A 24,244-nucleotide genomic window follows, 5' to 3' on the forward strand; every position below is an offset into this window, starting at 1 on the left:
GGCACAATGGCGGGCATGGCGAACTTCTTCGATCTCAGCTCGTGGCCCAAACGTTTCCGCTTCGTGGCGGTTCTGGAAGCGTTCAGTTGGGCTGGTCTGCTGATCGGCATGGCATTCAAGCACATTCCGGAGATCAACGGGGGTCCCGAACTCGGCGTGAAGATCTTCGGGCCGATTCACGGCGCGATCTTCGTGATCTACATCCTCGTCGCGCTGTTCACGGCGCGCGTGGTGAAGTGGGACTTCAAGACCCTCGCGCTTGCGATGGTCTCCAGCATCCCGCCTTTCATGACCGTCTGGTTCGAGATGTGGGCGGCGCGCAACGGTCAGCTCGGCGAGCTGTCGACGAACGCTGCGAAGCCGACCGAGCGCGCTGTCGCCTGATCCGCCCCGCGGGTGGAGGCCCGGAATGGCTGCACGGCCGCCACTCGTGACAAACTGACATCGTGACTCGACCCGGTTCTCGTCCGTCCCCTCGTACCGCCGCGGCCATGTCCGGAGCCGTCGATCTCTCCGGACTGAAGGACCGTGCGGCAGCGCCGACGAGCGCGCCTGCCGGTCCTCTCCCCGATGGATCCGTGCCCGTCAGCACCACCGGCCTGGCGCCCGTCGTCGACGTCACCGAGGCGACGTTCCAGGCCGAGGTCCTCGAACGGTCCATGCAGGTGGTCGTGGTCGTGGACCTGTGGGCGACGTGGTGCGAGCCGTGCAAGCAGCTCTCTCCGGTGCTCGAGAAGCTCGCGCACGAGGGCGGCGGATCGTGGGTGCTCGCGAAGGTCGACGTCGACGCCAACCCCGGTATCGCGCAGGCATTCGGCGTGCAGTCGGTTCCGACGGTCGTCGCAATTGCCGGCGGGCAGCCGCTGGCCGACTTCACCGGCGCCCAGCCGGAGCCGCAGCTGCGGCAGTGGATCGCGGCGCTGCAGCAAGCGGTCGAGGGCAAGCTCGACGGTCCGCCGTCCGCCGCCGACGTGGAAGCACAACCCGAGCCGGAGGATCCCCGGTTCGTCGCCGCGGAGAATGCGCTCGACGAGGGTGACTACGCCGGAGCCGAGGCCGCGTACCAGCTGATCCTCGATTCGGAGCCGGCCAACGCCGACGCGCTCGCGGCGTTGCGCCAGGTTCGTTTCCTCGGACGCGTCCAGGGGCTGCCGGAGAATGCGATCGAGTCCGGGGATTCTCAGCCCGACTCCATCGACGCTCAGTTCGAGGCCGCCGACGCCGAGTTGTTCTCGCAGCAGCCCGAGGCCGCGTTCGACCGCCTCGTTGCGCTCGTGCGGCGCACTGCCGGCGACGACCGGACTCGGGTGCGGACCCGCCTGCTCGAGCTGTTCGAGCTCTTCGACCCGGCCGAGCCCGTCGTCACGGCGGCCCGTCGGAGGCTTGCGTCCGCGCTGTACTGACGCGGCCATCGGCTCAGTGGTAGCGGCCGTCACAAGCCTTCTGTCCGCCGAGCACCCCTGTGCGGAAGGCGTCGACGCGGGAGAATCCGCTCGGCACCGTGTTGCCGTCGACGTCGCTGGCGGCCAGCCCGTCGGTCAACAGGCCGGAGATGGCCTCGTCCAGGTCTCCGGCGGACAGCCACACGCCGCGGGTATCCGCGGCGGCATGCTCCGGGCTGAGTGCCGCGGTGATCACGCCGGACAGGCACGCGGCGCGCAGGGCGGCTTGTGGGCCGGTGAGCGGCTGGTCGGCTGACTTCTGCACGGCGAGGGTGTACCGCGACGCCAGCAGCACGTATGCGCTGTAGTCGCCGGTGACGTCGGCACTGAGGATGTCGTCGCCGCTGGTGACGGTCGGGGTGCCGCGCTCGGCGAGCGCGGGGACGTCGACGCTGATCGTGTTGGTGGCCGGGCAGTAGGCCACCGGCTCGGTCGCGGTCGCGTCGGCACACCCGGTGTCGATGCCGGTGAGGTCCAGCGTCGGCGGTTCGGCGAGATCGAATACGGTCCCGAACGACCCGAAGGTCGCCGTCAGTGACTCCTCGGTGACGGGGAGTTCGCCGCCGTCGAAACTGCTGTCGAACCGGCCCGGCAGATCGGCGCGCCGCGCGTCGATCTCGGCGGCGTCGATTCGGGTGCACGCGCCGGCGCCTTCGGTGAACCCGATCTGTGCGGCGGTCACGCGTTCGAACGCCGATCCGTGGATCGACTCCGGATCGCTCGGATCAGTGTCGCGCACCGAGACGGTGGCCGCGAGAACAGAATTGAGGCCGTCGGAGGTGTTGAGCGTGAAGTGGGGTGCGTCGCCCTCGGCGACGTGGCGGATGAACGCCCCTGCGAAACAGTCCGCCTGCTGTTCGAGCACGATGCCGGGATCGTCCTCGCCGACCAGCCCCGACTTCTGTTGCACAGCATGGCCGTACTCGTGCGCGAGGACCATCACCACCGACATCGGGCCGAACGTCTCGACGAGGCTGGGCAGCAGATAGGAACGGTCCCACCCGATGACGTCGCGCTTGGTGCAGTAGGCGGCGTTGACGAGCTCATAGGTGTCGATGCCGCAGAAGCGCGGGCCACCGGCGTTCTGGTCCGGATCCCAGGACAACAACTCGGCGACCGGCGCGAAGATGCCCTTGAAGATCCTCGGGTACTCACTGGACCAGTAGTCCTCGATGTCGGCAATCGCGTTCGCTGCGAGGACGTCCACCTCGCTGCCGTCGCTGTTCTGCACCACCCGCGTCGTGTCGGGGACACCCGCCCGGGGGCCGCTCGGGCCGCCCTGCGCGGGCAGGCCGGCGACGGTGAAGGGATCGTCGTAGATCGACACGGCGCGTCCGTCGATCGTCGACGAGCAGCCGGCCAGGGCGAAGACCGCGAGGAGCGCTGTGGCGACGAGCCCCGACGGCCGGAGTCTGCCCGCCGTCATCGGAAGACACCGCGCCACCACAGACACCGCGTCACCACAGACCCTCTGCCACCGTGGTCTCCCTTCACCGTTCGAGTCTCATCCAGATTGCCGCGCCGGCCGGCAGCGTCACCTCCGCGGACGCGGGACGGCCGTGCCACGGATACTCCGTTGCGGTGACGGATCCGAAGTTGCCCTGTCCCGACCCGTGGAAGACCCGCGCGTCGGTGTTGAGAATTTCAGTCCATCGGCCCGGCTCGGGCAAGCCCACCCGGTAGGCGGAATGGGTGGATCCGGAGAAGTTGAACAGGCAGGCCACGATCGAGCCGTCGGTGCCGTACCGAAGGAAGCTCAGTACGTTGTTCTCGGTGTCGTTCGCGTCTATCCACGAATAGCCGCCGGGCGAGGTGTCCAGAGTCCACAGAGCGGGCGTGGCGCGATAAGCGGCGTTGAGCTCGCACACCAGCCGGAAGATCCCGTGGTGCAGGTCGCCGGTGGCGGGATCCTCGAGTTGACTCCACTCCAGCCCGAGTTCCTCGGACCACTCGGAGCTCTGTCCGAACTCCTGGCCCATGAACAGCAGTTGCTTGCCCGGATGCGACCACATGTAGGCCAGCAACGCGCGGACCCCGGCCGCCTTCGCGTAGTCGTCGCCCGGCATTCGCGACCAGAGCGTGCCCTTGCCGTGGACAACCTCGTCGTGGCTGATCGGCAGCAGATAGTTCTCGCTCCACGCATACATCAGCGAGAAGGTGATCTCGTGGTGGTGGAAGCTGCGGTGGATCGGATCCCGGCCCAGGTAACCGAGCGTGTCGTGCATCCAGCCCATGTTCCACTTCATCGTGAATCCGAGGCCGCCGACGGTGGTGGCGCGGGTGACGCCCGGCCAGGCCGTCGACTCCTCGGCGATCGTGACCACGCCCTGGTGGTGTTTGTGCACGGTCGCATTCATTTCCTGCAGGAACGCCACGGCCTCGAGATTTTCGCGGCCGCCGTGGATGTTCGGTGTCCACTGTCCGTAGGGGCGCGAGTAGTCCAGGTACAGCATCGACGCGACGGCGTCGACGCGCAGGCCGTCGACATGGAACTCCTCGAACCAGAACAGTGCGTTGGCAACCAGGAAGTTCCGGACCTCCAGACGTCCGAAGTCGAAGACGTAGGTGCCCCAGTCCGGTTGCTCGCCCCGCTGCGGATCGGCGTGCTCGTAGAGCGGGCTGCCGTCGAATCGGGCGAGAGCCCAGGCATCCTTCGGGAAGTGGGCGGGCACCCAGTCGACGATGACACCGATTCCGGCGCGGTGCAGACGGTCGACGAAGGCCCGGAAGTCGTCCGGCGTCCCGAAGCGGGCGGTCGGCGCGTAGTACGACGTGACCTGGTATCCCCACGATCCGCCGTACGGGTGTTCGGCGACCGGGAGCAACTCGACGTGCGTGAAGCCGGCTTGGATGAGGTAGGTGCTCAGCTCGTCGGCCAAATCGGTGTACGACAGGCCCGGCCGCCACGAACCGAGATGGACCTCGTAGACGCTCATCGGCTCCCGGCTGGGTTCGCGCGCGGCGCGCGCGGTCATCCACTCCTCGTCGCGCCAGCGATGCGTCGACTCGGTCACGATCGATGCGGTCGCCGGCGGGACTTCGGTGGCGAACGCCATCGGGTCGGCCTTGTCCTGGACACCGCCGTCGCGGCCGTGGATGCGGAACTTATACAGCTCCCCGGGTCCGACGCCAGGGACGAACAGCTCCCACACGCCGGTGGAGCCGAGTACCCGCATCGGGGCGGTGTGCCCGCCCCACAGATCGAAATTGCCGATCACGGTGACACCGCGGGCCCCCGGCGCCCACACCGCGAACGACGTCCCGCGCACCGTGCCATCGGGCGTCTCATAGCTGCGCGGATGCGCACCGAGTACGTCCCAGAGCCGTTCGTGCCGGCCCTCACCGAACAGGTGCAGGTCCAGTTCGCCGAGTGTCGGAAGGAAGCGGTACCCGTCGGCGGTGACGACCGTGTGCCCGTGCGGGTAGGCCACGACCAGGCGATAGTCTGCAAGATCCGGAATCGGGACCAGGGCGCTGAAGACGTTGCTGCCTACCGGTTGCAACGGGTAGTCGCGGTCACCGACGCGGGCGGCGACGGCCTCGGCGCCCGGCCGTAGTGCCCGGATCACGGTGCCCCGCGGATGGGGATGGGCGCCGAGAATCGAGTGCGGGTCGTGGTGAAGTCCGCGTGCGAGCAGTGCCAGATCACCCGGATCCGGTGGACAGGAACGCGACTCGACGGTCACGGCCGGTGTTCCCGATCCGCGAGCCGCCGACGGGCTTCGAGGGGGATGGGTGGCAGCGCCAGAATGTGCGCCGACGCCCGCCACGGTTCGAGGCGAACGAAATTGTGCTGCCCCCACTCGTATTGTTCGCCACTGACCTTGTCGAGCACCGCCATCTGGTCGTGCCAGTCGCGGCCCAGTGCGGGCATGTCCAGCCAGATCGAGCCCTGCTCGGCCCCGAACGGGTTGAGGTTCACCACGGTCAGGACCGAGTCGCCGGTGGTCGCGTCGAACTTGGAGTACGCGATCAGCGAATCGTTGTCGACGTGGTGAAAGTGGATATTGCGTAGCTGCTGCAGTGCTGGGTGGGCGCGCCGAATTCGGTTGAGTGTGGCCACCCAGGGCTCGAGCGATTCGCCGCGCTCGCGGGCCTCGGCGAAGTTGCGCGGCCGCAGCTGGTACTTCTCCGAATCCAGGTACTCCTCGCTGCCGGGCCGGACCGCGACATGCTCGAAGAGTTCGAAACCCGAGTACATGCCCCATGTCGGGGAGAGCGTCGCGGCCAGTGCGGCTCGGAGCGCGAACATGCCCGGTCCGCCGTGCTGCAGGCTCTCGTGCAGGATGTCCGGGGTGTTGACGAACAGGTTCGGGCGAGCCTCGTCGGCCTTGGCGGCGATCTCGTTGCCGAATTCGGTGAGATCCCACTTGCCGATTCGCCATGTGAAGTAGGTGTAGGACTGCGTGAACCCTCGCTTCGCCAGCCCGTACAATCTGGCCGGCCGGGTGAACGCCTCGGACAGGAAGAGCACGTCCGGGTCGGTCTTCTTCACCTCGTGGATGAGCCATTCCCACAGATCCGGCGGCTTGGTGTGCGGATTGTCGACGCGGAAGATCTTGACGCCCAATCCGACCCAATGCCGGACGACACGAAGCACCTCGGCGTACACGCCGTCGCGGTCGAGGTCGAAGTTGACCGGATAGATGTCCTGGTACTTCTTGGGCGGGTTCTCCGCGTACGCGATGGTGCCATCGGGCAGCTGCGTGAACCATTCGGGATGCTCACGGGCCCACGGGTGGTCGGGTGCACACTGCAGCGCGAGGTCGAGAGCAACCTCCATGCCGAGCCGGGTGACATCGGCGACGAATTTCACGAAGTCCGCCTCCGTGCCCAGACCCGGATGGATTGTGTCGTGCCCGCCCGCCGCCGAGCCGATCGCCCACGGTGAGCCGACGTCGTCCGGGCCCGCTGTCAGGGAATTGTTGGGGCCCTTGCGATTGACCTCGCCGATCGGGTGGATCGGCGGAAGGTAGACGACGTCGAATCCCATCGCCGCGATGCGCGGGAGATCCGCCGCGGCGGTTGCGAAGGTGCCGTGCCGCGGGGCGCCGTGCGCATCCCAGCCGCCGGTGGACCGGGGGAAGAACTCGTACCAGGACCCGAAAAGTGCACGTGTGCGGTCCACGACGACGGAGTACGCGCGCGAGTCGGTCACCAGTTCGCGCAGCGGCCTGGTCCGCAACGCTGTCGCGACCTCGGCCGCGAACGCCGGTGCGACCCGCACCGGAAGCTGGCGGTCCGACCGCAGCGACGCCGCCACCGCGAGCAGTCGATCGCGGTCGGCGGGCTCGGAGCCGGTCGCGGCCCGCTCGAACAACCGCGCCCCGATCTCCAGGTCGTTGGCCAGATCGGCCGGGCCCTGGCCGACCGCGAGCTTCGCCTCGACCGCGTGCCGCCACGTGGTGATCGGATCGCCCCACGCCTCGACACGATACGTCCAGGTTCCGACACTGCTGGGAGTGAAGGTGGCGTGGAACGTGTCGAGCACGGGGCCGGGATGCATCGGGATCCGCGCGGTCTCGGTGGCCCCATCCGGACCTTGCACCAGCAGCGTCGCAGCGACGGCATCGTGACCCTCCCGCCACACCGTGGCGGACACCGGGAATACCTCGCCCACGACAGCCTTCGACGGGAACCGACCCCCGTCGATCGAGGGCAGGATGTCGTCGATGGCGAGGCGACCTGTCACACGGGCTCCGTTCGGGTCGGTGTGGGTACAGAACTGCTGGGCTCGAAACTGCTGGGTCAACCGTAGTTCAGCCGGTCGCGTCTCGTCGGGTGCTCCGGCCCCAGTCGTTCTTTGCCGCTGTTCTTCGGCTCGATGAAGTCGACATCGTGCGGGCTATCGTGGCTGGGTGACTGTGACGACCGAGTTCGGAACGCAACGACGATCTCTGAGTGGGTGGGGAAGGCGAGCAGCAACGATCGCCGATGTGCTGTCGACCCCGGACCTCGACGTGATCGCTTCGGCAGTCCAACGATCCGGCCCACGAGGAGTCATCGCGCGCGGCCTCGGGCGCAGCTACGGCGATCCCGCACAGAACTCGGGCGGACTCGTCGTCGACATGACCGCGCTCGACCGCATCCACCACATCGATGCGGCCACCGGGGTCGTCGACATGGACGCCGGCGTCAGTCTCGACGCGCTGATGCGTGCCGTTCTGCCCCACGGCCTGTGGGTGCCTGTCCTGCCCGGCACGAGGCAGGTCACGGTCGGCGGTGCGATCGGCGCCGACATCCACGGCAAGAACCACCACTCGCACGGCAGCTTCGGAAATCATGTCGAGTCGCTCGACCTCCTGACCGCGGACGGAAGTATCCGCACTCTCACCCCTGAAGGTGACGACCGAGAACTGTTCTGGGCGACGATCGGCGCGATGGGCCTGACCGGCATCGTGGTGCGAGCGCGTGTGCGCATGAAGCACACCGAGACTGCGTACTTCATCGCCGACCACGACCGCACGTCGAACCTCGACGAGACGATGGAACTGCTGACCGGAGGATCCGACGACGGCTACGACTACTCGATGTCGGTTCCCGACACCATCTCGACCGGCCCGAAGCTCGGCCGGGCGGGGTTCACCCGTGGATCACTGGCGACACTCGATCAGTTGCCGTCGAAGCTGCGGCGGGACCCGCTGCGGTTCAATGCCCCCCAGCTGTTGACCGTCCCGGATGTGTTCCCGAATGGAATGGTCAACCGGTTCACGACGCGGATCGCCGCAGAGGCCGCATATCGGATGTACCCGAAGCACGGTCGCGGCACCATTCAGAACCTGACGCAGTTCTATCACCCGCTCGACCTGATCGGGGAATGGAACCGAGCCTATGGGCGCGAGGGTTTCATGCAGTACCAGTTCTCGATTCCGTTCGGTGCCGAGCAGCAACTCGCTCACATCGTGCGGACGATCGCCGAGTCGGGTCACAGGTCGTTCCTCAATGTGTTCAAGAGGATGGGTGACGGAAACCCGGCTCCGCTGTCCTGGCCGCACCCCGGATTCATGCTCAGTCTCGATTTCCCGATGAAGCGGGGGCTCGGTCGCTTCTGCGACGATCTCGACGAGCGTGTGCTCGAGGCCGGCGGCAGGCTCTACTTCGCCAAGGATTCGCGAACCACCCCCGAGCGCGTAGCTCGGATGTATCCACGTCTCGACGAGTGGCGTGCCATCAGGGATCGCGTCGACCCGGGCGGGGTGTTCGTTTCCGACCTGGCGCGACGCCTCAACCTGATCGCCGGCGTCGAATGTCGGTAGGGTACGCGGAGTGAAAGCCCTGCGTCGGTTCACCGTCCGAGCCCACCTGCCCGAGCGACTGTCGGCCCTGGGGCCGCTGTCGACGAACCTGCGCTGGTCGTGGCACCCGGAGACACAGGACCTGTTCGCATCGATCGATCCCGAACTGTGGACTGCGGTGCGCCACGATCCGGTCCGGATGCTCGGCGAGGTCGATCCGTCTCGCCTCGACGCGCTCGCGGTCGATCCCGCGTTCCTGATCGAGCTCGACCGTGCGTCCGCGGACCTCGACGACTACCTGACCCGCCCGCGCTGGTATCAGGACCAGCTCGGCAAGGGCGTCGATCTGGCGTCGGGAATCGCGTACTTCTCGATGGAGTTCGGTGTGACCGAGGTACTGCCCAACTATTCGGGCGGACTCGGCATCCTTGCGGGCGATCATCTCAAGGCGGCGTCGGACCTCGGATTGCCGCTGATCGGAGTGGGCCTGCTGTATCGCTCCGGCTACTTCCGGCAGTCACTCACCGCCGACGGCTGGCAGGCCGAGCACTATCCGGCGCACGACCCGCAGGGGCTGCCGCTGCGCTTGCTCACCGAGACCGGCGCCGACGGTGGACCGGGGGCACCGGTGCTGATCCACATCGCGATGCCCGGTGGCCGGGTACTGCGCGCGCGGGTGTGGATCGCGCAGGTCGGCCGCGTGCCGCTGCTGCTGCTCGACTCTGACATCGCCGAGAACGATCCCGAGCTGCGGGCTGTGACCGATCGGCTGTACGGCGGCGACCAGGACCACCGGATCAAGCAGGAGATTCTGGCGGGCATCGGCGGCGTCCGGGCGGTTCGCGCCTACACGCGCGCGCACGGGCTCGCCGATCCCGAGGTGTTCCACATGAACGAGGGACACGCAGGATTCCTCGGCCTCGAGCGGATCCGGGAGCTTGTCACCGGTTCCGGGCTGGACTTCGATGCGGCGCTCGCCGCGATTCGTGCTGGAACTGTGTTCACCACGCACACGCCGGTTCCCGCCGGCATCGACCGGTTTCCGGTTGAACTGATGCGCCGCCACTTCGGTGGCAACGAGGGGGAGCGTGATTCGACGTTGCTGCCCGGTCTGGGCGTCGACCGGATCCTCGGTCTCGGCGGTGAGAACGATCCCGGCGTGTTCAACATGGCGCACATGGGTCTGCGGCTGGGCCAGCGCGCGAACGGGGTCTCGAAGCTGCACGGCGAGGTGAGCCGTGAAATGTTCGAATCGCTGTGGCCGGGTTTCGACGCCGCCGAGGTGCCGATCGGTTCGGTGACCAACGGGGTGCATGCGCCGACGTGGGCGGCCCGCGAGTGGATGGACCTTGCGCACCGGCTGGTCGGCCCGGAGCTGGTGGAGGAGGCTCGCGGTTGGGAGCGGCTGCGTGAGATCGACCTGGCCGAGCTGTGGTCGACGCGGGCCGCGCTGCGCGCAAAGCTGGTGGCGGAAGTGCGCCGCCGGGTGCGCGCGTCATGGCTCGAGCGTGGCGCCACCGAGGCCGAACTGGGTTGGACTGCAGCGGTATTCGACCCGAACGTGCTCACCGTCGGATTCGCCCGGCGGGTGCCCACCTACAAGCGACTGACGCTGATGCTGCGCGACCCGGAACGGCTGAAGGCGCTGCTGCTCGACGATGAGCGTCCGGTGCAGTTGGTGGTCGCCGGCAAGAGTCACCCCGCCGACGAGGGCGGCAAGGCACTGATCCAGCAGGTGGTCCGGTTCGCCGACCAGCACGATGTGCGGCACCGGATCGTCTTCCTGCCCGACTACGACATGTCGATGGCGCGGTACCTGTACTGGGGCTGCGATGTCTGGCTCAACAACCCGTTGCGCCCGCTCGAGGCGTGCGGGACGTCGGGCATGAAGTCGGCGCTCAACGGCGGACTGAACCTCTCGATTCGCGACGGCTGGTGGGACGAGATGTTCGACGGCGAGAACGGCTGGGCCATCCCGACCGCCGACGGCGTCGTCGACGAGACCCGCCGCGACGACCTCGAAGCGACCGCCCTGTACGAACTACTGGAGCGGTCGGTGCTGCCGCGGTTCTACGACCGCGACGCCAGCGGCCTGCCCACACGCTGGATCGAGATGGTCCGGCACACGTTGCAGACACTCGGACCGAAGGTGCTGGCGTCACGCATGGTGCGCGATTACGCCGTCGATTACTACGCACCCGCGGCACGGTCGGCTCGGAAGATGTTGCCGGACAACTTCACCGGCGCGCGTGCCGTGGCCGAGTACCGACGTCGAGTCGAGTCGATGTGGCCCGGCGTGCAGGTGGCCCAGGTGGACAGCGCGGGACTGCCCGACAACCCGGAGATCGGCGCCGATCTATCGCTGCGGGCCTTCGTCCGCCTCGGTGGGCTGACGCCGCAGGACGTGGTCGTGCAGGCCGTGCTCGGAAAGGTCGGGCCTGCAGGCGACCTCACCGACGTGACGACCGTGCCGATGGCGCACGCCGGCGCAGACGGGATGGGTGAGGTGTTCGTTGCGACCGCACCGCTGCCGGTGTCCGGGTCCGTGGGCTACACGGTCCGCGTGTTGCCGCACCACGGTCTTCTCGCGAGCGATGCGGAACTGGGGCTCGTGGCGGCGCCGTACGTGTAGCTGACATGGATCGAGAGTTGAATCCGTTGCTGTGGGCAGCGATGGAGTGCTGGTGAGTGAGGTTAGCCGCCAATCTCATTGGATCGCCCGCGAACGGGGTGTGGGCGCCTTCATAATGTAGGAGTTGCTCGGTGCGCTCGAGCCGTGATGGCACGTTCCGGGCTGCGACCCGCCGCCGACCGCGGCGGCGCTACGCATCATCCGATGTGCGCCTGGTGACGGCTCGGTGTGGGCCGATCCGGAGCATCCTCACGCTCTGGCACACTCGGTAGTCGATGACATGCACGCCCGCCTGGCGGAACTGGCAGACGCGCCGGATTCAAAATCCGGTACCCGTGAGGGTGTGGGGGTTCGATTCCACCGGCGGGCACCGAGCAAGAACGTGACCAGCGATCTGGCCAGACTTGAAATCCGCCGAGTGGGTGCGAGTCCCCCTGGGGGCACCACCGTCTTCGCAGGTAGGTTCGCTTCCTGGCTCGGTACGGGTGAACGCGCGGCGGCAACACGCTACCCCGCCCGACTCGGGGGTGCGGCTGCTCAGGTGGGGCGATGATCGCCCGAAACGTATTGGGGAAGAGGATTGGTCACGGGATAGCTCAACTGAACTGGTCGTTTGAGGTGTGTGCGTTGGCAGAGTAGGAGAGCACGGGCAGACAATATGACGCTCCTCGGGAAGGCCCTAACCCGCCGCGATGATCTTGTTCGACTTGGTCCGGTTGCACCGCCAGCACAAGGTTTGGAGATTCTCCGGTGCCGTCAGACCGCCCTTGGACACAGGCATGATGTGATCCACCTCTAGCAACAGGTTCGGTTCCGTCGACAGAGAAATCGAGCAGTACCGGCAAGTGTGGTTGTCACGGGTCTTGATCATGTTGCGCAGCTTCGTGGTCATGAGCGCGCGCTGGCCAGCCGCGCTCTTTCGCCACTTGATCTTCTGCGACATGTTTTCGATCAGCACGTCGATCGTCTGCCGGTTGAGAGTGACAGATGACCGCTGGCTGCTGTTTCCACCGGCACTGATGTACTCGAAGGTATAGACCGGGTACGGCACGCTGATCGGGGACAACTCGACCCCGGCGTGTTTCATGAACTCGTCGGAGTAGTGCTTGAGGATAAACTTCGGCGGGTTGACCATTTGTGTGATGCTGGCTTCCCGCTGCTGAAGATTCGCGACAGCATCCTCCAGGCGGGTGATGCCGTCTCCGAGGCTCTCCACCTCGGCGAGGTCGTCCTCGTTGGCCCTGATGTCGAAGTACTTCATTAGGTATTTGATCGGGTCGATGCTGGCGTTGCGAACGACCTGCAGCGAGCAGTTGTGAACATTTGGCGCCTGATAAGTGGCCAGGTTGCGGTCACGCCGGTACTTGTGGCGGCTGGTATTGTCGAACGTCGCCAGGTGCGACTGCGCACCGGTCGATGACCCGCCGAGCACAAAGGTTTCTCCGCTGCGGATCTCGGCGACGTAGCTAGCGATCTCATTGTGCTCAGCGACCACCGAAGCGATTTCGGCCTTGTGCGCCAGGAACTCGTCGCTGGCGAAGTAGCGCTCCTTCAGGGTGTGTCGGATAAGCCGATATAGGAGATAGCCAATTCCTGCGACAAGGGCGACCGGCCAAACAGCCTGGATTGCTGCAACCACAATGCCAACGAGGAGCAGAATCCCGATCACTTTCCACATGTTCTTACCTCCGGTTCAGCGGGAAGCACGAACACGCCCCCATGCCGATGGATTATGCCCGGGACGACCGACCTGGTCAAAACTCGATTTCCCGCTGGCGGGTTGATCGATAATGGCGCGAAATAGCGACCGATTAATGATTCGGATAAGTATCTGCGACTGACAGAGAAGGGTGATCGACATCTGACGACCCTGCTTGCTGTGCCCAGCGAACCGACCTGAACGCAAGAGAGAGAGTTCCCCTGCCGCTGAGCCTGTGGCGGACGAGAGACTAGCGGTGGGTCTACCTTCTGAATAGCTGGATGATGTAGGACGCGGTCGACCCTGCGTCACCGGGGTGGTCACTGTGGCGGGACGGCTAGGTGGTAAACAATTCGCCTCCAGTGCGGGCCCATGACGGCACCGCCGACCGACTGTCCTCGGCTCGATAGCCGCCGTTCTCCCGGCCGGGCCAGACCCCATGCGATGCCCGCGAAGAGCGTCGGGAAGAATCCCGGCGCGGCCACTATGAATCCGCCCTCGCCCTCGCCCTCGCCCTGGACCGGTTCGAGGACGATCGCGGCGATCCGTCGCGCCCCGATCTGCCTGTCCAGCAGATCGATTGCCCGCCTGCGGCCGCTCGCCAGTTACCGCACTGCAATCCGGATTCGGCGGCTCCCGAAACGGATACGACATCGGCAACCAGTACACCTCGGGGACGAACGGGCCGAATCCGTCCTTGTAAGGCAGATTCTCCGCCGTCAGCGCCATCGTCAAGCTGGTGCGACCGAGGTAGGCGTGATCGAGCGCGCCGACGGCGCCGACGTCCGCGTCCGCGACATACACCGGCACCGACGACGCGACGCACGCCCCGACGGCCGCGTGACGACGGGCGGCGAGGGCGCGCGACCGCGGTCCAGGAAGGTCGGTGCGCAGCCGGAGCTCCTGGGGGCGTCGGTCTTCGATGTCGGGCACGGCGACATCCCGGGCGGGTCAGGACTGGATGTCCCGGCGGCGGAAGCCGATTAGCGCGAGTGCGTACAGTGCGGCCGCGACGACGAGGAGCACGATCACCGGCACGATGTCGAACTCATCGGCGGGGAAGTTCGGTGTGAAGTGGAACGGGGACGCCCAGCCGGTCCAGTCGGGGAGCACCTCCAGAAACATCCCGATCACGAGCGCATACCCTAGATACACCCACACCACCGCCAATATCCGCGGGAACCACGCGTACGTGGCAGCGGTCAGCGCGATCACCGTCAGCGTCGCGGGCAGCAGATTCGCGGCGGCGCCGACCAGCCGACCGAAGACTGCGCCGTCGTGCAGCGTGGCTGCCGCGGTGACTCCCATCGCGGTCCCGGCAACCAGCACGATCAGCGATGTTGCCACCGAGATCACCACAAGCTGAGCCCCGAGCCACCGCCACCGCGACACCGGGCTCGCGAGCACGTCCTCGGCGCGTCCGGATGTCTCCTCGTTGCGGGCCGATTGGATCGCGGTCATCGCGTACATGCACGCCATGATCGCCAGGAACACCAGGTACAGCGCGAACGCGCCCTGAGCGGCGTTACTCTCGCCACCCGGCAGCAGCCCGGCCAGGCGCGGGTCCTGGTTGACGAATTCGGCCACCTCCTGGCCCAGCGCGCCGATGGGGAGCGCCAGCGCGACCATACCGATGCCCCACGCCGCGATCTGATTTCGCTGCATCCGCAGCGTGAGCGCGGCGATCCCGCTGAGCGCGGCGCTCGCGCGGGGCCGACCGCCGCGCGGTGCGACGAGACCTGCCCCGACATCACGGCGGCCCACCACCGCGTACGCGAGCACGACACCGACGATCACCGCGGCCGAACCCAGCAGCAGCGGCCACCACCGCTCGTCCACGTAGGCACGTGTGGCCTGGCCCCAACCGATGGGTGAGAGCCACGACCAGATGCTGCCGTCCTCCTTCGCTCGGACGTCGCCGATCGCACGCAGCAGATAGGCGATCGCCACCGCGGCCAGACCGAATCCACTTGCGGTGCGAGCATGCTCGGTGACCTGGGAGAAGAGGGCGGACGTCGCGCCGAACGCGAGGCCGACCATGAACACCGACGCCGCGAGATTCCACGACCCGAGCGCCGGCAGACCCACCGCTGTCAGGCCGACACCCAGCATCAGCCCGATCAGCAGGTTCGCCAGCAGCACGACGATGAGGCCCGACGTGATCGGCGCGAACCGCCCGACGATGCCCGAGCGCAGCATCTCGGCGCGTCCGGTCTCCTCCTCGGTCCGCAGGTGCAGTGTCACGAGCAGAACCGACATGATCGCGACAGCGATCATCGTCATGCCCGCGATCTCGTTGGCGACCATCGCGCCGAGTGTGTAGTCCGACAGCGAGTATCCCGGTCCTGCGAGCGCAGTCGCGGCCGGCGACTCGATGAGCGCGGCGCGGGCCTGCCGGGCTTGGGGCGTGGGGTAGAGGGTCTGGTAACTAGACGCCAACAGCACTGTCGAACCGCCGACCGCGATCACCCACGCCGGCAGGCGGATCCGATCGACCCGTAGTGCCAGACGAGTGAGAGTCCACGTGCCCGAGAGCGGATCGGACGTCGACGCGTCGGCGGGCCGCGTGGTCCGCTCGATCACCGGGGCCTGCGCCGTCATCGCCGCTCGATGCCCAGCGAATCGAACTCGTCGCTGTACTCGCGCAGGAACAGATCCTCGAGCGTGGGTGGATTCGCGGTGATCGTCACGACCCCGAGGCGGGCGAGCGTCGTCATGACCTCGTCGAGGTACTCGGAGTCGACGTCGAACGTGACGCCGTTGTCCTGGTCGTCGAAGGGCTTCACGTTGTGCACGCCCGGCACCGCGGCGAGGCCGTCGGGGGAGCGGCGGGTGGTGGCCGTGACCGTCGTGCGCGTCAGGTGCCGCAGTTCGGTGAGTGTTCCGCTCTGTACTGTCCTGCCCGCGCGGATGATCGTCACCACCTCACACAGCGATTCCACCTCGGCAAGGATGTGACTCGACAGCAGGATCGTGCGCCCCTCCCGCGCCGCCTCGCCGATGCACTGCTGGAACACCGCCTCCATCAGTGGATCCAGCCCGGACGTCGGCTCGTCCAGGATCAGCAACTGGGTGTCGGCGGCCAGCGCCGCGACCAGCGCAACCTTCTGCCGGTTGCCCTTCGAGTACGTGCGGCCCTTGCGGGTGGGATCGAGTTCGAAGCGCTCCATCAACTCCTCACGGCGCTTGTCGTCGAGGCCGCCGCGCAACCGGCCGAACAGGTCGATCGCCTCGCCGCCGGTGAGATTGGGCCACAGGTTCACATCGCCCGGCACATAGGTGAGGTGCCGGTGCAGGCTGACGGCGTCGCGCCACGGATCGGCCCCGAGAACGGAGACGTCGCCGCCGTCCGCGCGCAGCAGCCCGAGCAGCACCCGGATAGTCGTGGACTTGCCGGAACCGTTGGGGCCGAGGAAACCGTGAACCTCGCCGGGGCCGACCTCGAGATCGAGGCCGTCGAGGGCGTGGACCTCACCGAAGCGTTTGGTCAGTCCGCGAACCGAAATCACCGGATCCATCGCCCGAGCATAGGACGGCCGGCACGGGCCCGGCCGGGTTTCGGTGACAGCCCGAAATCAGGACGGCCGCGACGCCGCGATCCGCGCCAGTGCCTGCCGGACCACCTTCGGATCGGCGGTCTCCCAGAACGGGGGCAGCGACGCGCGCAGGTAGCCGCCGTACCGGGCCGTGGCCAGACGTGAGTCGAGGATCGCGACCACGCCCTTGTCGTCGGTGCTGCGCAGCAGGCGTCCCACACCCTGCGCGAGCAGCAGCGCGGCGTGGTTCGCTGCGACGGACAGGAAGCCGTTGCCGCCGCGCGACTCCACCGCCTGCTGTCGGGCCACCAGCAGCGGGTCGTCGGGGCGCGGGAACGGGATGCGGTCGAGGATCACCAGGCTCAGCGACGGCCCGGGCACGTCGACGCCCTGCCACAGCGACAGCGTGCCGAACAGCGTCGTCGGCTCGTCCTCGGCGAACTTCTTCACCAGCGTGCCGGTCGCGTCGTCGCCCTGGCACAGGATCGGCACGTCGAGGCGTCCGCGCATCTCCTCGGCGGCGGCCTTCGCGGCCCGCATCGAGGAGAACAGGCCCAGTGTGCGCCCGCCCGCCGCCGTCACCAACTCCTCGATCTCGTCCATGAATGCGGGCGACAGGCCGTCCCGTCCGGGCGGCGGCAGGTGCCGCGCGACGTACAGGATGCCGGACTTGGCGTGGTCGAACGGCGACCCGACGTCGAGCGAATTCCAGCGCAGCGCACCGGCATCCGACGGCGCCTCCTTGCCGGTCGCGGTCCCGGAGTCGCTGCGGGACGGGGACTCCGGCGGCAGACCCCAGTTCACCGCGAGTCCGTCGAAAGAGCCGCCGACGGTCAGCGTGGCCGACGTGAGCACCACCGTCGACTCGGCGAACAGGCTCGCGCGCAACAGGCCGCCCACCGACAGCGGCGCCATCCGAACCACCCGCCGGACATTGCCGCGGTTCTCCTCGACCGAAAGCCACACCACGTCACGGCGTTTCGCGGGATCCGGTTCGTCGAACGCGGTGAGCACCCGCACGGCATTGTCGTGTACCTCGTCGATTGCGGACAGCGCGGCGTTGCGGGCGGCCGCAGCCTCGGGATCGCTGGCCGCCATACCGGGCTTCGACGGACCGATCGCGGTCCGGACGTTCCAGGCGGCGTCGCGGACCGCGGCCAGCGCCATGCCGACACCGTCGGGCAGCGCGTCCCAGCGTCCGCCCTGCAGTTCCTCGAGTAGTTCGGCCCACCCCTCGGCCGCGCCCTCGAGTCGATCGAGGTCCTGTTCCTCGACGATCTTGACGCAGCGTCGGGCGGCGGCGCTGATCGCCGACGCCGACAGCTCCGCGGTCGCGACACCCGTGACCCGGTCGACCAGCTCGTGCGCCTCATCGATGACGACGACGTCGTGTTCGGGCAACACCGCGATCCCGGAGATCGCGTCGATCGCGAGCATCGCGTGGTTGGTGACCACGACGTCCACCCGGGACGCCTCGGTGCGGGCGCGCTCGGCGAAGCAGTCCTCACCGACTGGGCACCTCGACTTGCCGAGGCACTCGCGGGCGCTGACGCTGACCTGCCGCCACGCCTGATCGCTCACGCCGGGAACGAGGTCGTCCCGGTCGCCGGTGTCGGTGTCGGACGACCATTTGGTGAGCCGCTGTACCTCCCGGCCCAGACGCGAGATCGCGAACGCGTCGAACAGCTCCGCTTCGGGAGGATCGTCCTGCGCCATCCCGGTGTGGATCTTGTTCATGCACAGGTAGTTACTGCGGCCCTTGAGAATTGCGAACTGCGGGCGCTTACCCAGGGCAGGGGCAAGGGCGTCGGCCAACCGTGGCATGTCCCGGTCCACGAGCTGGCGCTGCAGCGCGATGGTCGCGGTGGAGACGACGACCGTGCGCCCCGATTCGACGGCATGCCGGACGCTCGGGACCAGGTACGCAAGCGACTTGCCGGTGCCTGTTCCCGCTTGCACCGCAAGGTGCTCGCCGGTGTCGATCGAATGCGCGACGGCCGACGCCATCGTCAACTGGTTGGTTCGTTCCTTGCCGCCAAGCGAGCGGACCGCGAGCTTCAGCAGATCCGGGACGTTGGGTAGGTCGGGCACCGCAACAGGGTACTGCCCGCTGCCGTCACGTCCGGTCGGCGACCTGTCCCACCAGGTTCACACCGGCCCGACGCAGATCCGTGAGCGCGGCGTCAGTGGTCGCGGGTGAGACGCCAGCGGTGTAGTCGAGCAGTACGCGCGTGTCGAAGCCCTCACGGACGGCGTCGAGCGCGGTGGCGCGTACGCAGTAGTCGATAGCGATCCCGACGATGTCGACGGCGCCGATACGATGGCGCCGCACCCAGTCGGCGAGGAATTCGCCGGTGGGGGACGCACCCTCGAAACCGGAGTACGCGGCGCTGTACTCGCCCTTGGAGAACACCTCCTCGACTGCGCCCAGTTCCAGGGCGGGGTGGAACTGCGCTCCCGGTGTGCCCGCGCGGCAGTGCGGCGGCCACGTGCCGACGAAATCGGGCTCGCCGGAAAAGTGTGCACCGGGGTCGATGTGATGGTCGCGGGTCGCGACGATTGCCGCGTAGCCGGCACCGGACAGCAGGTCGTTGACAGCGGCGGCCACCTCGCCCCCGCCCGCCACCGCGAGGGAACCGCCTTCGCAGAAGTCGTTCTGCACGTCGGTGACGATCAGTGCCCGGCGAACCACGACTGCTCCCGGATCGTCTTGGTCGGCTCAGCCTCCGGGATTGTTTTGGTCGGCTCAGCCTCCGGGACGAACCTGGTCGGCTCAGCCTCCGGGACGAACCTGGTCGGCACCGCCGGATCGCCGTGCGAGAGCTTGAGCCCCTCCCACGGCAGGCTGATCAGAGCCTCTGCGAGGAACTTGCGGGCGTCCTCGAGAGTCGGCAGGCCCGCGACCGTCTCCCCGCCGCGGACGATGGGGATCAATAGTTCCCGGGCATCGAGATCCCCGGCGTCCGGTGTCACCGCACTCGCAGGGAACAGGACCTCCTCGACAACGGTGCCGGATGGCCGGCTCATCCGCACCGCCCGCTTGGTGCCGCCGCGGGACTGCTTGTGGCTGCTGCGCTTCTCGACGGGCAGCCCATCGACCTCGACGAGCTTGTAGACCATCCCGGCAGTGGGGGCGCCGGACCCGGTGACCAGCGACGTGCCGACCCCGTAGGCGTCGACCGGTTCGGCCCGCAGCGCGGCAATGGCGTACTCGTCGAGGTCGCCCGACACCACGATTTTGGTGCTGGTGGCGCCGAGGTCGTCGAGTTGCTTGCGCACCTGCCGGGCCAGGACACCGAGATCACCCGAGTCGATGCGTACGCCGCCGAGTTCGGGGCCGGCCGCGGCCACTGCATTCTCGACGCCACGGGTGATGTCGTAGGTGTCGACCAGCAGGGTGGTGCCGACGCCGAGGGCCGCGACCTGGGCCCGGAAGGCGGCCGCCTCGTCAGGGCCGTCGACGGTGGTGTGCAGGAGTGTGAACGCGTGCGCGCTCGTTCCGGCTCCAGGCACCCCGTACCGGCGCACTGCCTCGAGATTCGACGTCGCATCGAAGCCCGCCAGGTAGGCGGCGCGGGCGCATGCGACAGCGGACTCCTCGTGGGTGCGGCGAGATCCCATCTCGATCAGCCCTCGGCCGTCGGCCGCACTCACCATTCGCGCGGCGGCGGACGCGATCGCGCTGTCGTGATTCAGGATCGACAACACCAGCGTCTCGAGTAGGACACATTCGGCGAACGTGCCCCGCACCGAGAGAATCGGCGAACCGGGGAAGTAGAGGTCACCCTCGCGGTAGCCGTCGATGTCGCCGGTGAAGCGGAAGTCCCGCAGCCAGTTCACCGTCGCCGAGTCGAGGAATCGGGACACGATCGAGAGTTCGGGCTCGCCGAATCGGAACCGGGACAGCGCGTCCGGCAGCCGACCCGTACCGCCCACCACGCCGTAGCGGCGCCCATCGGGCAATCGGCGCGCGAACACCTCGAAACTGCACTGACGGTGCGCCGAGCCGTCCGCGAGCGCAGCCGAGAGCATCGTCAGCTCGTACTGATCGGTGAGAAGCGCCGTGTTCAGCGGGAATCCGCCGCTCGCTGCGGGAACGTGTACCACGGTTCCAACTGTACGATTCGGCGAGCGGATGCGGGTGTCGAGTTCCAGTCACACGCCGTACGCTGGAGCCATGGCGCCGCGCTCGACAACGACTCTCCCGATCGCGATTCCGATCGGCAAGATGCCCGCCCCCGCGCCTCAGGTCACTCCCGCCGATGCGGAAATCGAGGAGATGACCGAGGCGCAGGATCGGCCGTGGGTGACTATCGTCTGGGACGATCCGGTCAACCTCATGCACTACGTGACGTACATCTTCCAGAAGCTGTTCGGCTACAGCAAAGCCAAGGCGACGGACCTGATGATGCAGGTCCACAAGGAAGGCAAGGCCGTCGTTTCCAGCGGATCCCGCGACAAGGTCGAGAACGACGTGCGCAAGCTGCATGCGGCCGGACTGTGGGCCACGATGCAGCGTGACAGCAGCTAGACCCTCCCCTCGACGTAAGGAACCCGGGAACTGACGTGCGGACTTGGACCAGGAAAAACTCACTCGGCGGCCTGAAATTGCGTTCGGAGATGGATGCCCACGAGGCGGCGGTCCTGCGATCGCTGGTGACGTCGGTGTCCGGTCTGCTCGAGGACCGGGCCGCCTCGGCGCCCGCCGACGAGCTCACGGCCCTGACAGGCCTGCGGACGGGAAACAGCGAGACCCCTTCCGACGCCGTGCTGGCCCGGTTGCTACCGGACTTCCAACGCGGGGATCCGGACAGTCCTGACGCGGAGGGCGAGCGGGACAACGTCAACAGTGCGCTGCGCAGCCTGCACGAGCCCGAGATCATCGACCACAAGCTGGCCGCGGGGTCGGTGGTCCTGCGGACCGTGCCGGAGGCCGGCGGCAAGGTCGTCCTCACCCCGGAGCAGGCCGACGCCTGGCTGGCCGCGATCAACGACGTCCGGCTGGCGATCGGCACCAATCTCGGCATCGATGCGGACACCCCCGAAGTGCTGGAGGAGGGCGACCCGCGCGCACCACACCTCGACGTCTACCACTGGTTGACGTGGATGCAGGACTCGCTCGTGCAGGCGCTGCTCTCGTGAGGCCGCCTCGCCCCGGGCCCACCGACTCGCTCTCCGACATCGCCGGGGTGCTCGTCGGCCACCACACAGCCCTCGATGACGATGCGACTCTCGGCACCGGTGCCGCGACCGGATGCACGGTCGTCCTGGCGCCGACGGGCGCGACGGCCGGTGTCGACGTGCGCGGCGGCGGACCCGGCACCCGCGAGACCGACCTGCTCGATCCGAGTCATTCGGTCCAGCAGGTGCATGCGGTGCTGTTGACCGGTGGCAGTGCTTACGGCCTCGCGGCGGCGGATGGTGTCATGCGGTGGCTCGAAGAGAGCGGTCACGGAATCGCAATGGGGGCGCCCGGCCAGGTGGTGCCGATCGTGCCAGGTGCCGTGATCTTCGACCTGCCGGTCGGCGGATGGACTGTGCGGCCCACCGCCGAGTTCGGTTACCGCGCAGCCTCGGTGGCCACCGACGCGGTGGACCACGGATCCGTGGGCGCCGGTACCGGGGCCAGGGCTGGCGTGATCAAGGGCGGTGTCGGTTCTGCCAGCATCGTCATCGAGGGCGGACCCGCTGACGGAATCACGGTTGCCGCGCTCATGGTCGCCAATCCCGTCGGCTCGGTCTGGGACCCAGAGACGGGTCTGTTGTGGGGGATGTCTCTCGCGGACGCGCAGCGCCGGGGGATGCGGCTGCCTGCTCCGGAGGAACTGGCAGCCGCGAATGTGCTGGGGGAGAAGCTGACCGTCCTCAACACCACGATCGGTGTCGTTGCAACGGACGCGAGACTGTCGAAGGCGTCGTGCCGGAGAGTCGCCGTCGCCGGGCACGACGGACTGGCCCGAGCCATCCGGCCGGCCCATTCGCCGCTCGACGGTGACACGATCTTCGCGCTCGCGACCGGGACACACGAGACAACCTCGCCCGACGGCGTTCCCGCTGCCTTCCCCGCCGAACTACCGATCCTCGACGCCGTGTGCACCGCGGCGGCGCAGTGCGTCGAGCGGGCGATCGTCGACGCGATCTTGTCCGCCACCTCGGTCGCCGGGATCCCCAGCTACCGGGATGTCTTCCCGTCCGCATTCGGGGCCGCCGAGTGAGTACCGGCCGGGGCGAACTGCAGCCCACGTTGCGACGCCCGCGCCCGCAGTGGCAGCGCGCCGCGATGACCGTCGGCGGGTTCGTCGCGGTGCTGTACGTGCTCGAGGCCGTCGACACCGTGGCCGGCAATCGACTCGACGCCTGGGGGATCGAGCCGCGGACCCTCGACGGGCTGTGGGGGATTCTGTTCGCCCCGGTGCTGCATTTCGGCTGGGGCCATCTGCTGGCCAACACGGTTCCGTTACTCGTGCTCGGCTTCCTCGTACTGCTCTCGGGCATCGGTCGCGGGCTGGCTGCCACCGGGATCATCTGGGTGATCGGCGGCGTCGGGACGTGGCTCACGGGTGGGGTCGGCGCGCATCTCGGAGCCTCTGTCCTGGTGTTCGGCTGGCTCACGTTCCTACTGGTCCGGGGCATCTTCGCCCGTCATGTCGGCCAGATTCTGTTGGGCATTGTCGTGTTGTTCGTCTACGGCGGACTGCTGTGGGGTGTGCTGCCCGGGCAGGTGGGAATCTCGTGGCAGGGTCACCTCTTCGGGGCCCTGGGAGGCGTCGTGGCCGCGTGGGCGCTGACGCGACCGTCACAGGATTCCGGTGCGGTACCACCCGTCACAATCCGGTCGCAGATGTGAGTTGACGCCGCCGAAACTCGCCGAAGCTTTTTGTGGGCCGGGTGATCGTGGCAGCATGGTTTGCATGCGCATTACGGTCCTGGGATGTTCGGGCAGCGTCTCCGGACCCGACTCTGCCGCTTCGGGCTATCTGCTGACCGCTCCGGGTACCCCGCCGGTGGTCATGGATTTCGGCCCGGGTGTGCTCGGTGCCCTCCAGCGATACGCAGACCCAGGTGAGGCCACCATCCTGCTGTCGCACCTGCACGCCGATCACTGCCTCGACATGCCCGGACTGCTGGTGTGGCGCCGCTACCACCCGAACCGGCCCGCTGGCCGGGCTCTGGTCTACGGCCCGGCCGACAGCGCGTGCCGCATCGGTGTCGCCTCGGCGGAGTGTGGGGGCGAGCTCGACGACATCTCCGACACCATCGATCTGCGCGGCTGGTCCGACGGTCAGGTCGTGGAGATCGGCGAGCTGACCGTGCAGGCTCGCCAGGTGAACCATCCGCCGGAGTCCTACGGCTTCCGCGTCACCAGCGCCAATGGCCGCACCCTCGTGTACACCGGCGACACCGGGATGTGCGAATCGGTTGTGGAGCTGGCGCGGGGCGCCGACATTCTTCTGTCGGAGGCGTCGTGGACGCACGCTGCGGACCGGCCTGAGGGCATCCATCTGTCCGGCACGGAGGCAGGGCAGATTGCGGCTCGCGCCGGGGTCGGCGAACTTCTGCTCACCCACATTCCGCCGTGGACGTCTCGCGAGGACGTCATAGCCGAGGCCAAGGCAGAGTTCTCCGGACCCGTTCATGCGGTGTCTGCAGGAGACGTCTACGTCGTATGATCTCGCGCCCGGAGCCAGCCGTCCGCTGTC

Annotated in this window: 18 protein-coding genes, 1 tRNA gene and 1 pseudogene; 10 read left to right on the plus strand and 10 right to left on the minus strand. The window is 67.7% G+C overall.

The window, feature by feature from the left end; genetic code table 11:
• Window positions 1-6 precede the first annotated feature (6 nt).
• The gene (locus tag ERC79_RS20075; protein ID WP_207390369.1) at window positions 7-384 is read left to right on the plus strand and encodes a DUF3817 domain-containing protein; all 378 of its coding nucleotides are present in this window, start codon (window positions 7-9) and stop codon (window positions 382-384) included.
• A gap of 107 nt (window positions 385-491) precedes the next feature.
• Window positions 492-1,403 carry a tetratricopeptide repeat protein gene (locus ERC79_RS20080; protein WP_131580139.1) on the plus strand — a complete coding sequence of 304 codons (912 nt, stop codon included), beginning with the start codon at window positions 492-494 and terminating at the stop codon, window positions 1,401-1,403.
• Window positions 1,404-1,416: 13 nt separating this feature from the next.
• Here the strand turns inward: ERC79_RS20080 and ERC79_RS20085 are convergent, their stop codons facing one another.
• From ERC79_RS20085 to ERC79_RS20095, 3 genes are all read right to left on the minus strand, one after another.
• Window positions 1,417-2,868 carry a metallopeptidase gene (locus tag ERC79_RS20085; RefSeq protein WP_131580140.1) on the minus strand — a complete coding sequence of 484 codons (1,452 nt, stop codon included), beginning with the start codon at window positions 2,866-2,868 and terminating at the stop codon, window positions 1,417-1,419.
• A 64-nt stretch (window positions 2,869-2,932) separates the two neighbouring features.
• Window positions 2,933-5,128 carry a 1,4-alpha-glucan branching protein GlgB gene (gene glgB / locus ERC79_RS20090; RefSeq protein ID WP_131580141.1) on the minus strand — a complete coding sequence of 732 codons (2,196 nt, stop codon included), beginning with the start codon at window positions 5,126-5,128 and terminating at the stop codon, window positions 2,933-2,935.
• Window positions 5,125-7,134: a maltotransferase domain-containing protein gene (locus ERC79_RS20095; RefSeq protein ID WP_131580142.1), complete on the minus strand. Its 2,010-nt coding sequence runs from the start codon at window positions 7,132-7,134 to the stop codon at window positions 5,125-5,127. The genes glgB and ERC79_RS20095 overlap by 4 nt, the downstream gene beginning before the upstream one ends.
• Before the next feature lie 166 nt (window positions 7,135-7,300).
• On the opposite strand from ERC79_RS20095, the gene ERC79_RS20100 reads away from it, so the two are divergent.
• From ERC79_RS20100 to ERC79_RS20110, 3 genes are all read left to right on the plus strand, one after another.
• Window positions 7,301-8,698: an FAD-binding oxidoreductase gene (locus tag ERC79_RS20100; protein WP_278249711.1), complete on the plus strand. Its 1,398-nt coding sequence runs from the start codon at window positions 7,301-7,303 to the stop codon at window positions 8,696-8,698.
• Window positions 8,699-8,708: 10 nt separating this feature from the next.
• The gene (gene glgP, locus ERC79_RS20105; protein ID WP_131580143.1) at window positions 8,709-11,309 is read left to right on the plus strand and encodes an alpha-glucan family phosphorylase; all 2,601 of its coding nucleotides are present in this window, start codon (window positions 8,709-8,711) and stop codon (window positions 11,307-11,309) included.
• A 286-nt stretch (window positions 11,310-11,595) separates the two neighbouring features.
• Window positions 11,596-11,679 (plus strand) — tRNA-Leu (locus ERC79_RS20110).
• A 309-nt stretch (window positions 11,680-11,988) separates the two neighbouring features.
• On the opposite strand, the gene ERC79_RS20115 is transcribed toward ERC79_RS20110, so the two are convergent.
• The 7 genes and pseudogenes from ERC79_RS20115 to ERC79_RS20145 form a co-directional block, all read right to left on the minus strand.
• On the minus strand, window positions 11,989-12,987 hold the full coding sequence (locus tag ERC79_RS20115) for an HNH endonuclease signature motif containing protein (protein ID WP_242676656.1): 999 nt from the start codon (window positions 12,985-12,987) through the stop codon (window positions 11,989-11,991).
• Window positions 12,988-13,463: 476 nt separating this feature from the next.
• Window positions 13,464-13,941, minus strand: a pseudogene (locus ERC79_RS23645) (aminotransferase class III-fold pyridoxal phosphate-dependent enzyme); the annotation flags it as partial.
• An 18-nt stretch (window positions 13,942-13,959) separates the two neighbouring features.
• A complete protein-coding gene (locus ERC79_RS20125) occupies window positions 13,960-15,609 on the minus strand; it encodes an anibiotic ABC transporter (RefSeq protein WP_131580144.1) in 1,650 nt (549 codons plus the stop codon).
• Entirely contained in the window at window positions 15,606-16,526 is a 921-nt protein-coding gene (locus ERC79_RS20130; protein WP_131580145.1) for an ABC transporter ATP-binding protein, read from the minus strand. Before ERC79_RS20130 ends, ERC79_RS20125 begins: the two co-directional genes overlap by 4 nt.
• 57 nt (window positions 16,527-16,583) lie before the next feature.
• Window positions 16,584-18,635 (minus strand): ATP-dependent DNA helicase, encoded by a 2,052-nt coding sequence (locus ERC79_RS20135; RefSeq protein ID WP_131580146.1) that lies wholly within the window; start codon window positions 18,633-18,635, stop codon window positions 16,584-16,586.
• A gap of 25 nt (window positions 18,636-18,660) precedes the next feature.
• Complete coding sequence (locus ERC79_RS20140; RefSeq protein WP_131580147.1) at window positions 18,661-19,236, minus strand: isochorismatase family protein; 576 nt, start codon at window positions 19,234-19,236, stop codon at window positions 18,661-18,663.
• Complete coding sequence (locus tag ERC79_RS20145; RefSeq protein WP_131581376.1) at window positions 19,218-20,576, minus strand: nicotinate phosphoribosyltransferase; 1,359 nt, start codon at window positions 20,574-20,576, stop codon at window positions 19,218-19,220. Before ERC79_RS20145 ends, ERC79_RS20140 begins: the two co-directional genes overlap by 19 nt.
• A 145-nt stretch (window positions 20,577-20,721) precedes the next feature.
• On the opposite strand from ERC79_RS20145, the gene clpS reads away from it, so the two are divergent.
• The 5 genes from clpS to ERC79_RS20170 all read left to right on the plus strand — a co-directional run bounded on the left by clpS (window position 20,722) and on the right by ERC79_RS20170 (window position 24,214).
• On the plus strand, window positions 20,722-21,075 hold the full coding sequence (clpS, locus tag ERC79_RS20150; protein WP_131580148.1) for an ATP-dependent Clp protease adapter ClpS: 354 nt from the start codon (window positions 20,722-20,724) through the stop codon (window positions 21,073-21,075).
• A 35-nt stretch (window positions 21,076-21,110) separates the two neighbouring features.
• Window positions 21,111-21,686 (plus strand): DUF2017 domain-containing protein, encoded by a 576-nt coding sequence (locus tag ERC79_RS20155; protein WP_131580149.1) that lies wholly within the window; start codon window positions 21,111-21,113, stop codon window positions 21,684-21,686.
• Window positions 21,683-22,759, plus strand: a complete 1,077-nt coding sequence (locus tag ERC79_RS20160) for a P1 family peptidase (RefSeq protein ID WP_131580150.1) — start codon at window positions 21,683-21,685, stop codon at window positions 22,757-22,759. Before ERC79_RS20155 ends, ERC79_RS20160 begins: the two co-directional genes overlap by 4 nt.
• Before the next feature lie 65 nt (window positions 22,760-22,824).
• The gene (locus ERC79_RS20165; RefSeq protein ID WP_131581378.1) at window positions 22,825-23,391 is read left to right on the plus strand and encodes a rhomboid family intramembrane serine protease; all 567 of its coding nucleotides are present in this window, start codon (window positions 22,825-22,827) and stop codon (window positions 23,389-23,391) included.
• A 64-nt stretch (window positions 23,392-23,455) separates the two neighbouring features.
• Window positions 23,456-24,214, plus strand: coding sequence for a cyclic nucleotide-degrading phosphodiesterase (locus ERC79_RS20170; RefSeq protein WP_131580151.1), 759 nt, complete (start codon window positions 23,456-23,458; stop codon window positions 24,212-24,214).
• The last annotated feature ends 30 nt before the right edge of the window (window positions 24,215-24,244 follow it).

Source organism: Rhodococcus sp. ABRD24 (assembly GCF_004328705.1).
Classification (GTDB): Bacteria; Actinomycetota; Actinomycetes; order Mycobacteriales; family Mycobacteriaceae; genus Prescottella.

Bases quoted from the DNA above. Each gene is read 5' to 3' on its own strand.
- ERC79_RS20130 (WP_131580145.1), bottom strand. From the start codon at position 16,526: ATGGATCCGGTGATTTCGGTTCGCGGACTGACCAAACGCTTCGGTGAG.
- clpS (WP_131580148.1), top strand. From the start codon at position 20,722: ATGGCGCCGCGCTCGACAACGACTCTCCCGATCGCGATTCCGATCGGC.
- ERC79_RS20170 (WP_131580151.1), top strand. From the start codon at position 23,456: ATGCGCATTACGGTCCTGGGATGTTCGGGCAGCGTCTCCGGACCCGAC.
- ERC79_RS20075 (WP_207390369.1), top strand. From the start codon at position 7: ATGGCGGGCATGGCGAACTTCTTCGATCTCAGCTCGTGGCCCAAACGT.
- ERC79_RS20085 (WP_131580140.1), bottom strand. From the start codon at position 2,868: ATGACGGCGGGCAGACTCCGGCCGTCGGGGCTCGTCGCCACAGCGCTC.
- ERC79_RS20165 (WP_131581378.1), top strand. From the start codon at position 22,825: ATGACCGTCGGCGGGTTCGTCGCGGTGCTGTACGTGCTCGAGGCCGTC.
- ERC79_RS20115 (WP_242676656.1), bottom strand. From the start codon at position 12,987: ATGTGGAAAGTGATCGGGATTCTGCTCCTCGTTGGCATTGTGGTTGCA.
- ERC79_RS20145 (WP_131581376.1), bottom strand. From the start codon at position 20,576: ATGCTCTCGGCTGCGCTCGCGGACGGCTCGGCGCACCGTCAGTGCAGT.
- ERC79_RS20080 (WP_131580139.1), top strand. From the start codon at position 492: ATGTCCGGAGCCGTCGATCTCTCCGGACTGAAGGACCGTGCGGCAGCG.
- ERC79_RS20125 (WP_131580144.1), bottom strand. From the start codon at position 15,609: ATGACGGCGCAGGCCCCGGTGATCGAGCGGACCACGCGGCCCGCCGAC.